Genomic DNA, 13,057 nt, shown 5'->3' with positions numbered 1-13,057 from the left:
CCAAACTTGAACTCAATAGACGGGTGGTGAAACCACCCAGATGACAATTGCCGGCTCGGCACCCGGATTGCGCCAGCGGTAGGGCTTGCCTTCGAAGCGAAAGGAGTCGCCCTCGCCAAGCCGATGCCAGACACCTCCGATCTCGATGTCGAACAGTCCGGACGCGACGTATCCGGCTTCCTCGGTCGGCCGCTGCGCCTCGGCCTTCAGTTCCGCGCCTGGCGCGAAGACCGAACGCACCATCTCGAAGCTACCGCCGAGATCGGGCGACAGAAGCTCCTCCACCAGGCCGGATTCGCTTGTGCCAAGCGTGCGGCGCCTGCCGGCGCGCACGACCACGCCGCGCTCGCTTTCGACAGGTACGTCATGGCTGAAGAACAGGCTGATCGGCACGCCGAACAGTTCGGCGAAGGCCCTGAGGTCACCGAGCGATGGCGTCGACAGGCCGCGTTCGACCTGGCTGACCCAGCCGACGGAACGGCCAAGATTCAGGCCGATCTCGGCGAGTGTCAGCCCGCGCGCCTTGCGCAGGGCCCTGATGTCGCCGGCCAGCACGCGTTCGTCAGATCCCTGCAATGTTCTTGCGGTAGTCGAAGGCAAAACGCTCTCTTCATGAAAAAATACCGTCAAATTTCATGAGAAATCAAGCTCATGAAAAAATCAAGCAGATTTTCACGGATGCACAAGATTTGCTTGCGCGATTTTGATGGTTCATGCAAAGGCTCCGCCGAGAGCGGCGAGTGGGGACGTCCGATCGAGACAAAGGGTAAGGGACGGCCCATGCTGGAAAATAACCCCCGAATCGCGGGCGATGCCGAGATTGTCGACGAGGCGATCCTGTCGCGCCGTTCGGTGCGCGCATTCCTGCCCGACATGGTCGACGACGACACCATCCGCGCCATTCTGGCGGTTGCGGCGCGCGCCCCATCCGGCACCAACATGCAGCCATGGAAAGTCTATGTCACCAAGGGCGAGAGCAAGCAGCGGATATCAGACGCCATTCTCAATTCCGGCATTCGCGCCGAAAAAGCCGATTGGGACGAGTACCGGTATTATCCCACCCAGTTCTTCGAGCCGTATCTGACCCGCCGCCGCGCCAACGGTTTCGGCCTCTATGGCGCGCTCGGCATTGGTCGCCGCGAGGTCGACAAGATGCGCGCCCAGCACGACCGCAACTTCGTCTTCTTCGACGCTCCGGTCGGCATGATCTTCACCATCGACCGCCGCCTCAACCAGGGCTCGTGGATTGACTACGGCATGTTCCTGCAGAACATCATGGTCGCAGCTAGAGGCAGGGGTCTGCACACCTGTCCGCAGGCGGCCTTCGCGCCCTATCACCGGCAGATCAGGCCGGTGCTCGACATTCCGGACGAAGAGATCGTCGTCTGCGGCATGGCGGTTGGTTACGAAGATACGTCAAAACCTGAAAACGCCTTCCGCACCGACCGCGTGCCGCTGGAAGAGTGGGTGACGTTCAGCGAGTAAGCCAGCCAGCTTCATTCCGTGTTCATCTGTGCGCCGTGGCCGCTGACATGGACGCCGTCTTGCGGCGTCAGCTTGAGGTAGGCAAGCAGCGCGCAGAGCGTGATGACGCCCTCGATCACGAACAGGATGCGAAAGTCGTCGGCGACGGCAGGGCCGCCGCCCGCCAGAAACGACAGTGCCGCGGCGGCCAGGCCAACGCTGATCGCCACTGCCAGCTGCCATAATATGTAATAGAGCGCGCTGAAACGGGCGAGCTGCTCGGGCGCGATGTCGGAATAGGCGAGGTTGCCGGTCGAGGCCCATTGCGCGGAGCGGAAGACGCCGAAGACGAAGATGTAGGTGAGCACGATCCATACCGGCGTCGTCGCCTGCATCAGCGCGAAGCCGGCAACCAGGGCGGCGACGATGGGCGTGTTGTAGACCAGCACGCGGCGAAAGCCGAAACGGTTGAGGACACGCGGCATGAAGAACCGCATGGCCACGGAGCCGACCGCGGCGACGAAGGTCAGCGATCCCGCCTGAACCGCGCTCATGCCGAAGCCGAGCTGGAACATCAGCGGCAGCAGGAAGACGACGGAGCTGAGGCCGATCGTGTCCAGCCCGCCACCGGTGAGGAACGAAATGCGGAAGGTACGGATGCGCAACAGCTTGAGATCGAGCAGCGGATTGCGCACGCGCAGGCAGTAGAACGAGGCGATGGTCAGGATAACGAGCGCCAGCGCCAGTTCGGCGGCGATGATGCCGCCCGCGGCATCCTTGGCGGCAAGCGAATCCATGCCGAAGACCAGCAGGACCATGCCGCTGCCGACCAGCAGGAAGCCCGGAAAATCGAACGGCGTGCGCACCGGCTTGGTCATCGTCGGAAACAGCGAGGCGGCAAGAATTGCCGCAGCCAGCGCGAACGGCACGTTGATGAAGAAGATCCAGCGCCAGGAAATGTAGGTGGTCAGCGCGCCGCCGACGAGCGGACCGACCAACGGTCCGGACTGGCCGGCCAGCGAGATGTACATGTTGATCTTCAGCGTTCGGCTGCGCGGAAAGGTCGACAGGATGACGACCTGGCCGAGCGTGCCCATCAAGGCGCCGCCAAAGCCTTGCAGCGCGCGGGCGCCGACCAGCGTCCAGATGTTGTCGGACAGCCCGCAGAGCGCCGACGAGGCGGCGAACACCAGCAAGGCAAAGCAGTAGACGTTGCGCAGTCCGAAGCGGTCGGCGGCCCAGCCGCCAAGCGGCATCGAGATGATCAGGCTGGCGACATAGACGGTAATCAAGAGGCCGAGCTGGCTGGGCGGACGCCCGAGGCTTTCGCTGATGCCCGGCAGCGCGGTCACCACGACATTCTGGTCGAGGCTGGTCATGAACACGCCGCAGGCGACCGTTAGCGGCAGCAGGAGCAAGGCTCTGGCCGGCACATCGGCGCGATCCGTGGCGCCGGCGGATAGTTCTGCGGTCATGGAGATGTTCGAACCAAACGAATGTGCCGACTCTTGAAGAAGGGATTTCATATCCCTGGGCCGGTTGGGCGGCCACGTTTTCGCACCATGGGCGCCTGCGGCCAGATTCTCTAGCGGCAGAACCGGCTTGCCTTGATGCCAGAAGCAGGAGCGATGCGACCGTTCGGCGCCGCCGCCTACTGCACCTCGTAGCCGACTTCCTCGCTGGCATGGCAGAGCGCCTTCCAGAACGAGCGTGCAAACGAGCGGAAGACATAGGTGTCGAACTGGTCGGCGCCGGTGCGTTGGATCTGGGCGAAGACATCGTGATGGGTGGTCGAACGGCCGGCGCCGATGGGAAAGGCCGGCAGCGAAAAGTCGATGGCGAAGAATTTCGCCAGTACCCATTCGGCCTTCGGCCCGGCAATGCGGATGGCGGTGCGGCCGTGCGAGAGGTCGGTCACCGTGCCGATGGCCGGGGGCACCGCCTTGGCAAAGGCAGCGGCCAGCCCTTCGGCCTCGTCGGCAACGGTGAACTTTCCCGGCGCGAAGCCGAAAGCCGACTTCACGCCGTCGCTCAGGCCACCGCCGGCGCCATCGGGCAGGGCAAGCCCGGTGACGGTGCGGAAGGCCGCGATCAGCTTCTTCTCCTCGCCGGGCCAGGCGGCGAGCTGCACGATCGACCCCGGCCTCGTCTCGGTCAGGATGATCTCGACACCATGCTCGAAATTGCCGTGCGAGCCGACGTGGAATTCGGGCTCAAGCGGCGACAAGGGCTCGGGTGATTGGCGCTCAACCATGCATGCGGCTCCCGTCCGGATCGAAGAAGTGGTTGGAGACGATCTCGACCGGTCCGAACCGGTTGCGCAAGGGATCGGAGACATGAGCGCGTGTGCCTTGCCGTGCCTTGCCGCCCTTGACCAGCGCCAGCGCGATATGTTTGCCGAGCGCCGGCGAATAGCAGCAGGCGGTGATATGGCCGATGGAGTCGTGCGGATTGGCTTCGTCAACCTCCTCGACAATGTGGGCGCCACCGTTGAGTGGCCGGTTATCGAGGGCGATCAGGCCGACCAGTTCGAGGCGGTCCGATGCGATCAAGCCTTCGCGGTCCATCATTGCCGAGCCGATGAAAGGCTTCTTCTTCGACAGCATCCAGTCGAGATGCAGGTCGCGTGCCGTGGTGCGGCCATCGATCTCGGCGCCGGTGACATGGCCCTTTTCGATGCGCATGGTGCCCAGTGCCTCGAGCCCGTAGGTGACCAGCCCGAACGGCTTGCCGGCTTCAACAAGCGCTTCCCAGACATGGGTGCCGAAGCCGGCGCCGGAATAGACCTCGAAGGCCATTTCACCGGAGAAGGACAGCCGGCATATCATCACCGGCACGCCTGCTATATCGCCACGCACGATGCCCATGAAGGGCAAGGTGGCATTGTCGACCCCGGTGCCGGTGACGCAAGCGGCAAGGATCTGCCTGGCCCTCGGCCCGCCGATCGCGGCACCTGCCCATTCGTCGGTCACCGAGGTGACGTGGACTTTCAGCTCCGGCCAGATCACGTCGAGGAAATATTCCAAATGCTGCATCACCTTGCCAGCATTGGCCGTGGTGGTGGTCATCAGAAAATCCTGCTCGCCGAGCCGCCATGTGGTGCCGTCGTCGAAGGCAAGGCCGTCCTCGCGCAGCATCAGGCCGTAACGTGCCTTGCCGACGGCCAGCGTCGAAAACATGTTGGTGTAGACACGGTCGAGGAATGCGGCGGCGTCGGGGCCCTGCACGGCGATCTTGCCCAATGTCGAGACATCGACGATGCCGGCGCTTTCGCGTGTCGCCTTGGCTTCGCGCACATAGGCCTGCTCGACCGTTTCGCCTGAAAGCCCGTAGATCATAGGGCGATACCAGAGGCCGGCGGAATACATCGTCGCGCCATTGGCCAGATGCCAGTCATGCATCGGCGTCAGTCGCTCGGGCTTCAGTTCGCCGAAGCGTTCCGCCGCCAGCGAGCCGATCGACACCGGCGCAAAAGGCGGCCGGAAGCGTGTCGTGCCAACCTCGGGGATCGGCTTGCCCAGCGCTTCGGCCATGATGGCCAAGCCAGGCACGTTGGAGCTCTTGCCCTGGTCGGTCGCCATGCCGAGCGTGGTGTAGCGCTTGAGATGCTCGACCGAGACGAAGCCTTCGCGGTGTGCAAGTCGCACGTCTTCTGCCGTGACGTCGTGCTGGAAATCGACAAAGCTCTTGCCCTTGGCCCTGATCTCGAACACCGGTGCCGGATCGGGATCGCCAGGTGCTGCTTCGACCGTCGGCAGCACGGCCGGCGTGCTCGTTCCACCGGCGGCGGCGAGGCCGGCGGCGCGGCCTTCGGCGATGGCCTCGGCGGTGGAAAAACTGCCAGTGAAAGCGCCGGCGCCAATCCAGCTCTGTGTCGGCTTTGGCGGCAGGAAAGCTTGCCGCGCGGCGTTCCATTCCGCCTTGGCACCGGCCTGGCTGGCCAGATGGATGGTCGGCGACCAGCCGCCCGACATCAGCAGGCAATCGGCGTGGATGCTGCGGGCATCACCGATGAGCGTGCCATTGATCATGTCGAAGCGCTGCAGTTTGAGGCCGGACAGCGCCTTGCCGCCTTCGGTGGCGACGACGGCATGGCCGGCGAAGATCTCGGCCTCCGCTTCCGCGGCCAGCTTGCGCATCTCCGGCGAAAGTTCCGGCCTGACATCGGCGATGGCGACGACCGCGGCACCGGCCTTCTTCAAGGCGACGGCCGCCCGATAGGCACTGTCATTGTTGGTGAACAGTGCGATCCGCTCGCCCGGCAGCACGCCGAATTCGTTGACATAGCGCTCGGCTGCATGCGCCAGCATCACGCCTGGCCGGTCATTGCCGGGGAAGACCAGCGGCCGCTCGAACGCACCAGTGGCCAGGACCACGGATTTGGCGCGGATCGCCCAATAGCGATGGCGCGGCTCGCCCTTGCCTGGCTGATCCTTGTGGTCGCTGACCCGTTCGAGCGCGGCAAGCGTGTTGTTGTCGTAATAACCCCACACCGTGGTGCGCGGCAAAAGCCGGACATTGTCGCGGCCTTCGAGCTGGGCGACGGTGCGACGGGCCCAGTCTGCGGCCGGCGCGCCGTCGATCGTCTCATCGGACCAGTTGGCCGAGCCGCCGAAACGCGGCTCGAGATCGGCCAGCATGACGCGCGCGCCCTGATCGGCGGCGGCCTTGGCGGCCATCAGTCCGGCCGGGCCGGAGCCGACCACCAGCACCTCGCAAAAGGCGTTCATGCGTTCGTAGCGGGCCGGGTCCTTCGCCGATCCGGCACTGCCGAGACCGGCTGCGCGGCGGATGAAGTGTTCGCAGAACATCCAGAAGCGCGTGCCTTTGAGCGGACCGAACACCGGTCCCATGAAGGTCTTGTAGTAGAACCCGGCCGACAGGATCTTGCCGCCGAGCTGGTTGACGGCGTTGATGTCCCAGGCAAGCGAGGGGAAGCGGTTCTGGCTGATGGCAACCAAGCCGTCATGGATCTCGACCATGGTCGCCGGGATGTTGGGTTCACGAACCTCGCCCTTCAGCACCGTTACCAGCGCATTGGGCTCCTCGACGCCGGCAGTCAGCAATCCGCGCGGGCGGTGGTATTTGAACGAGCGGCCGTACAGCGTGACGCCCTTGGCCAGCAGGGCTGACGCCAGCGTGTCGCCGGCATGGCCGGTGTAGGATGCGCCATCGAAGGTGAAGCGGATGGTTTTCAGCCGGTCGATGCGGCCGCCGGTGTCGGTGCGGCGCGGGCTCATGACTTGTCCTCCGCCTTGCGGCGCGCGGCCGAGCCATGATCGCCGCGCATAAAGGCGACACTGGAAATCTCATGCGTCAGCGTGTTGCGCACGACGCGCAGATGCGTGCGGCAACCGCCGGAATGCTGCCAGATCTCGTTGTGGTCGCCGGCCGGGTTCAGCCGGTCATAGACATAAGCGTTCCACGCCTCGAAATTCTGCGAGGCGGGGTCGGGGCGCTCACGGTTGCCGTCCCCCTGATAAGTGAACTCGATGACGTCGCGCGGACCGCAATAGGGGCAAGTGATCAACATTGAACTCTACCTAATGCCTAATGCAGCCGCGGGTTTGCACCCTGGCCCTTGTCGTCGATCACCAGGCCGCGGTGGAAGCGGTCGAGGGTGAAGGGGGCGTTGAGATCGTGCGGCTGGTCCTTGGCGATGGTCCAGGCGAAGCACCAGCCGGAAGCCGGCGTCGCCTTGAAGCCGCCATAGCACCAGCCGCAGTTGAGATACATGCCGGGCAGGGGGCCGGTGGTGATGATCGGCGAGCCGTCCATCGACATGTCGCAAACACCGCCCCAGGAGCGCAGCATGCGCACGCGCGCAAGGCCCGGAAACAGCGCCAGCATTTCGCTCATCACCTCGTCGACGACGGGCAAATTGCCGCGCTGGGCGTAGCTGTTGTAGCCGTCGATGTCGCCGCCATAGATGAGGCCGCCCTTGTCCGACTGCGACATGTAGAAATGGCCCATGCCGAAGGTGACGACCGTGTCGATGAAGGGTTTCAGCGATTCGGTGACGAAGGCCTGCAGCACATGGCTCTCGATCGGCATTGTCTCGATACCGGCAAGCTGCATGACACGCCCGGTGCTGCCGGCGACCGCAACGGCCACCTTCTTGGCGCGGATGTCGCCACGGGACGTCGTCACGCCTGAAATGCGGTCGCCGTCGCGCAGGAAGCCGGTGACCTCGCAGTTTTCGATGATGTCGACGCCGCGACGGTCGGCGCCGCGCGCATAGCCCCAGGCCACCGCATCATGGCGGGCGGTGCCGGCGCGTCGCTGCATCAGGCCGCCAACCACCGGAAAGCGCGCGCTGTCGGAGATGTCGAGCGCCGGAATCAGACGTTTGATCTCAGCCTTCGTCATCAGTTTGGCATCGACGCCGAGATGGCGCATGGCATTGCCGCGTCTTGCATAGTCGTCGAACTGGGCCGGCGTGTGCGCCAGGTTCAGGCAGCCGCGCTGCGAGAACATGACATTGTAGTTGAGCTCGTGCGAAAGGTTTTCCCACAGCTTCATCGAGTGTTCGTAGAAGCGGGTGTTGGCCGGCAGCAGATAGTTCGAGCGCACCGCCGTTGTGTTGCGGCCGACATTGCCGGAGCCGAGCCAGCCCTTTTCCACAACGGCGACATTGGTGATGCCGTGTTCCTTGGCAAGATAATAGGCGGTCGCCAGCCCATGACCGCCGCCGCCGATGATGATGACGTCATAGGACGCCTTCGGGTCCGGCTTGCGCCATGCCGGCTTCCAATCCTTGTTTCCCTTGAGCGCGTTCGCGAGCAGCGAAAAGGCCGAGTACTCTGCCATTGATGTCATCCGGTTCGGGCGATGCGGCAGACTATAGAGCAGGCCGCATCCGCAAAGCCAATATTGCGCCATCGCCTTTCGACTGGCCGACGCCTGGGATGGGATCAATCGGAGTGAGTGATCGGTTGAGGCCAATGATCGGACGGGCTCGCGATACGACGGCTTGCCCCATGATAGGGCCGTCTTTATCAAGAGCAGGCTTTCAAATTGCCTTTGCCGCCGATGAGTCGCCAACAAATCATGCTTTTCCGATTGCTTCGTCTCATTTTGATCCTCACGCTTGTCGTCTCGGCGCCGCTGTCGTTCGATGCGGTGGCACAGGGGCTTGGCCAGGCGCCTGCCGGACTGGTCGCCGACCAGCAGAAGATCATCCAGGCGCTGACGACCAAGACCGACAATTTCGAGAAGCAGATACAGCAGGACGGCGAGGAGGATAGCAGCCTTGTCGATATCCGCTTGCAACTCGAGGAGCTGTCGCGGCAATCGCTGAACAGCGCACTGGCCTTCCGTACGCGTCTTGGCGAGATCAACAGCCGTCTTGAGCAGCTTGGCGCGGCACCTGCCGCGGGTCAGCCGCCGGAGCCCGACATCGTCAGCGGCGAACGCGAGGCGCTGGTGTCGGAAAAGGCGGAGATCAATGCCGTCATTGCGCAAGCCCAATCGCTTTCGATCCGCATCAGCGGGCTGATCGACAAGATCGGCAACATGCGCAGCGAGCTGTTCCGCAATGTGCTCACCAAGCGCTATGTGCTGTCCGACGCGCTCAGCCCGCAGGTCTTTTCGGACGCCAGGGACGAATTCGGCAATTTCTACAAAGCGGTGTCGTCATGGCTAAGCTTCGCTTTCAAGTTCAAGTTCCAGGCCATTCTGGCGGCAACCTTCGTGGCGCTCGGGCTGGCGCTGGTGCTGCTGGTCGGTGGCCGGCGCCTGTTCGGGCGCGTGTTCGAAGCCGACCCTGCCAATGAGGATCCATCCTATCTCAGCCGCTTGTCGGTGGCCTTCTGGTCGACCTTGCTGCCGACGCTGGCGGTTGGCGTGTTCTTGGCCTCCACGGTGTTCTTTTTCAACTATTACAATGTGTTGCGTGGCGACATCGGCCTCTTCCTGAATGCGCTCGCGGCCGTCATCGGGGTGGTGTTCTGCGTCAACCGATTGACCAATGCGGCGCTCGAGCCGCGGCTGCCGAATTGGCGCCTTATCCCCGTCGAGACAGGTCCGGCGCGCTGGCTGGTGCGGCTGACGACCGCCATGGCCGTGGTCATCGGCGTCAATTATTTCCTGTCGGTCATCAACGACAAAATGGGCTCGCCGCTGTCGCTGACCATCGCCCGCAGTTTCGGCGCCACCATCATCGTCGGCGTCATCCTGATCCTGATGGCGATGCTGAGGCCGTTCAAGGCGCGTGACGGAAGCTGGCGGCCTTGGCCGGCATGGCTGCGCTATACGGCGCTTGCGCTCGGTCTTTTCACCATCGTCGCGGCGCTGCTCGGTTACATCGGCCTTGCTCTGTTCGTTTCGTTGCAGGTCGTCGTTACCGGCACCGTGCTGATCACCGCCTATATCGGCTTCCTGTCGGCGCAGGCGATCGGCGAGGAGGGTGCTTTCGCCAACACGACCGTCGGGCGCTGGCTGTCGGCCAAATCCAGCTACGAGGATACAGCCCTCGACCAGCTCGGCCTTGTCGTCAGCGTTGCCATCAATGTGATGATCGTGCTGGTGTTCCTGCCGTTGATCCTGCTGATGTGGGGTTTCCAGCCCGGCGATATCCAGGCCTGGGCCTACAAGCTCGCAACCGGGATCAACATCGGCTCGGTGACGATCTCGGTCACCGGCATCCTCTCCGGCATCGTCGTCTTCGTCATAGGCTATTTCCTGACACGCTGGTTCCAGGGCTGGCTCGACGGTTCCGTGATGGCGCGTGGCAAGGTCGATACCGGCGTGCGCAACTCGATCCGGCTGGCGGTCGGCTATGCCGGCGTCGCGCTCGCGGCACTGGTCGGCATCTCGGCGGCGGGCATCGACCTGTCCAGCCTGGCGCTGGTCGCCGGCGCTCTTTCCCTCGGTATCGGCTTTGGCCTGCAGAACGTGGTGTCTAATTTCGTTTCCGGCCTGATCCTGTTGGCCGAACGGCCGTTCAAGGTGGGCGACTGGATCGTTGCCGGCGATGTCAGCGGCACAGTCAAGAAGATCAGCGTGCGCGCCACCGAGATCGAAACCTTCCAGCGGCAATCGGTGATCCTGCCCAACTCGAACCTGATCAACAATGCCGTCGGCAACTGGACGCACCGCAACAAGCTCGGCCGCATCGACATCAAGGTCGGCGTCGCCTATGGCAGCGACGTCAAGCAGGTTCATGCCGTCCTGCTGGAGATCGCCCGCAGCCACCCGATGGTGCTGAAGAACCCCGAACCCTTCGTGCTGTTTTCCAATTTCGGCCCTGCCGCCCTGGAATTCGAGATCCGCGTGTTCCTGGCCGATGTGATGAACGGCAACATCGCGCAGAACGACATCCGTTTTGCCGTGCTTGAAAAATTCAGCAGCGAACACATCGAGATGCCCTCGACGCCACGCGCCGTGGTCGAGGCCCACAAGCCCAAGGCCTGGCCGACAGACGACGACAAGATCGAGGCCGACTTCGCCGAACAGGAGCAGGTGAAGGCCGAAGCCGAGGCGGAGAAGAAGCGACTAGTCAAGTCCCGCAAAACCAGGAAGCCAGATCCGGACTAGGCTGGGAATCGGTGGGTCTCAACCATCGAAAGCCGATTGCGGCATGAATGGGGCATTCAGTTGCGGTTCAGCTTCCATCTCATATAAGCTCCATGCAAAGGCGAAAATGCCTTGCGAAATGCAACAGAGGCGGTGGGAACACCGATATTGCACCATGTGGAAGTCTCTCGTCGCTGCCGTCGCCCTGGTCGCCGCTATCGGCTCGGTCCATGCCGCGAGCGCGGTCAACAAGGACGCCGAGACCCGAACGCTGGTCGTCACCGAGGGCGGCAGCAAGACCGACCTTGCGTTGGCCGGTGGCGAAACGGTTGAGTTCTGCCCGAATGGCTGCTTCGTCACCTTGCCCAATGGCGACCTCGAAGCCCTGACCGGTTCGGAAACCGTCGAGATTTCGGGCGGTGTCGCCCGCATCAAGTAATCCTGGCGTCACGATTGCGGAGGCCGGGAATTTGCCCGGCCTTTTATCGTTTCCGGTAGCGGTTGTTTAACAATGACGCCGGAAATACCCCCATGGCAGCCGTCTGCAACCGTGCGTTTTAACGTTCGCTACGTCATCGCCCGCTATACCAGCCTCAAGACGCCGAAAAGCGGCGCGCAACTCTACGCGGGCAGGGTAGGACATGGATGCGCGGTCGGACAGGAACGCAATACCGCTTGCGGTCGATCTCGACGGCACGCTGATCGCGACCGACCTGTTGTGGGAAGGGCTGTTCATCCTTCTCAAGAAGAACCCGCTCTATATCTTCCTCGTGCCTTTCTGGGCCGCCGGCGGACCGGCGCGGCTGAAGCAGGCAATCGCGCAGCGCATCGACATCGATCCGGCATCGCTGCCCTATCGCGAGGTGCTGCTTTGCCGCCTCCGGACCGAGCATGCCGAAGGCCGCAAGATCGTGCTGGCGACCGGCACGCCGCGCAAGTTCGCCGATGCCATCGCGGTCCATCTCGGCATTTTCGACCAGGTGCTGGCCACCGATGGTCTCGCCAATCTCACCTCGGGCAGGAAGCGCGCTTCGCTGATCGCAGCCTATGGTGATGGCGGTTTCGACTATGCCGGCAACAGCCGTCACGATCTCCAAGTCTTTGATGCAGCGCGCAACGCGATCGTCGTCGCGCCCGACCGCCATGCCGCGCGCTGGCAGGCGGCACATGGCGCCGAGACGATGCCGGCGCCGAAGCCGACTTTGCGGACCATCGTCAAGATGCTGCGTGTCCATCAGTGGCTGAAGAATTCGCTGATCGCAGTGCCGATGGTGCTCTCGCACGAATATTTCAACACCGACATGATCTGGCAATGCCTGCTGGCATTCGTCTCGTTCAGTGCGGTGGCATCGGCCATCTACATCCTCAACGATTTCTTTGACCTCGCGCTCGACCGCAAACACCTCACCAAGCGCAACAGGCCGTTCGCCAGCGGTGCGCTGTCCATCCCGTTCGGACTTGGCGCGATTGCGATGCTTTTGGCGATCGGCTTCGGCACCGGGCTGTTCTTGTCGCACGAATTTCTGGCTGTGCTTGGCGGCTACATGGTCGTCACCACGGCCTATTCGCTGTCGTTCAAGCGCATGCTGCTGGTCGATGTGCTGACGCTCGCCGGCCTCTACACGATCCGCGTCCTGGCCGGTGCGGCGGCGACCGGCGTCGACGTCTCGTTCTGGCTGCTGGCCTTCTCTATCTTCTTCTTCCTGTCGCTGGCGCTGGTGAAGCGCTTCGTCGAATTGCGCACCACCGCCATTCCGCCTGGCGAGCGCATTGCCGGCCGCGGCTATCGCACCGAAGACCAGGAGATCGTCGCCCAGGCCGGCATGGCCTCGGCCTTCTCCTCGGCGCTGGTGCTGGCGCTCTACATGGACAGTGTCGCGGTGCGGGAGCTCTATCCGCATCCATGGCTGATCTGGCCGCTGGCGCCGATCGTGCTTTATCTCACCATGCGCGTCTGGATCCTGGCGCGCCGCAACGAGATGCATGACGATCCGGTCGTGTTCATCATCCGCGACTGGCGCAGCCAGATCGTGGTGCTGATCGGTGCGGTGATGCTGGTCATCGGGGGCTGGTAGGC

The 13,057-nt window shown here is 63.4% G+C and carries 10 protein-coding genes; 4 read left to right on the top strand and 6 right to left on the bottom strand.

Going from position 1 to position 13,057, the window contains the following annotated elements:
• Positions 1-12: 12 nt before the first annotated feature.
• Entirely contained in the window at positions 13-600 is a 588-nt protein-coding gene (locus NKI21_RS09075; RefSeq protein ID WP_502896761.1) for a helix-turn-helix domain-containing protein, read from the bottom strand.
• 180 nt (positions 601-780) lie between these two features.
• Between NKI21_RS09075 and NKI21_RS09070 the strand changes: the two genes are divergently transcribed.
• Positions 781-1,485 (top strand): nitroreductase, encoded by a 705-nt coding sequence (locus NKI21_RS09070; protein ID WP_023812343.1) that lies wholly within the window; start codon positions 781-783, stop codon positions 1,483-1,485.
• Positions 1,486-1,496: 11 nt separating this feature from the next.
• Here NKI21_RS09070 and NKI21_RS09065 read toward each other — a convergent pair whose 3' ends face one another.
• From NKI21_RS09065 to NKI21_RS09045, 5 genes are all read right to left on the bottom strand, one after another.
• Positions 1,497-2,939, bottom strand: a complete 1,443-nt coding sequence (locus NKI21_RS09065; RefSeq protein ID WP_352439855.1) for an MFS transporter — start codon at positions 2,937-2,939, stop codon at positions 1,497-1,499.
• Between the two features lie 176 nt (positions 2,940-3,115).
• Positions 3,116-3,718 (bottom strand): sarcosine oxidase subunit gamma, encoded by a 603-nt coding sequence (locus NKI21_RS09060; RefSeq protein ID WP_352439856.1) that lies wholly within the window; start codon positions 3,716-3,718, stop codon positions 3,116-3,118.
• Positions 3,711-6,704 (bottom strand): sarcosine oxidase subunit alpha, encoded by a 2,994-nt coding sequence (locus NKI21_RS09055; RefSeq protein ID WP_352439857.1) that lies wholly within the window; start codon positions 6,702-6,704, stop codon positions 3,711-3,713. Before NKI21_RS09055 ends, NKI21_RS09060 begins: the two co-directional genes overlap by 8 nt.
• Entirely contained in the window at positions 6,701-6,997 is a 297-nt protein-coding gene (locus NKI21_RS09050) for a sarcosine oxidase subunit delta (protein ID WP_352439858.1), read from the bottom strand. Before NKI21_RS09050 ends, NKI21_RS09055 begins: the two co-directional genes overlap by 4 nt.
• A 17-nt stretch (positions 6,998-7,014) precedes the next feature.
• Positions 7,015-8,274, bottom strand: a complete 1,260-nt coding sequence (locus NKI21_RS09045) for a sarcosine oxidase subunit beta (protein ID WP_352439859.1) — start codon at positions 8,272-8,274, stop codon at positions 7,015-7,017.
• Positions 8,275-8,514: 240 nt separating this feature from the next.
• On the opposite strand from NKI21_RS09045, the gene NKI21_RS09040 reads away from it, so the two are divergent.
• From NKI21_RS09040 to NKI21_RS09030, 3 genes are all read left to right on the top strand, one after another.
• A complete protein-coding gene (locus tag NKI21_RS09040; RefSeq protein WP_023812336.1) occupies positions 8,515-11,001 on the top strand; it encodes a mechanosensitive ion channel family protein in 2,487 nt (828 codons plus the stop codon).
• A 154-nt stretch (positions 11,002-11,155) separates the two neighbouring features.
• Positions 11,156-11,419, top strand: a complete 264-nt coding sequence (locus NKI21_RS09035; RefSeq protein ID WP_023812335.1) for a hypothetical protein — start codon at positions 11,156-11,158, stop codon at positions 11,417-11,419.
• 202 nt (positions 11,420-11,621) lie between these two features.
• Positions 11,622-13,055: a UbiA family prenyltransferase gene (locus NKI21_RS09030; RefSeq protein ID WP_023812334.1), complete on the top strand. Its 1,434-nt coding sequence runs from the start codon at positions 11,622-11,624 to the stop codon at positions 13,053-13,055.
• Positions 13,056-13,057: the final 2 nt, after the last annotated feature.

The organism is Mesorhizobium sp. M0715 (assembly GCF_040320355.1).
GTDB lineage: Bacteria > Pseudomonadota > Alphaproteobacteria > Rhizobiales > Rhizobiaceae > Mesorhizobium.
Note: the sequence above shows the minus strand (reverse complement) of the source record. Positions and strands in the feature narration are given on the sequence as shown.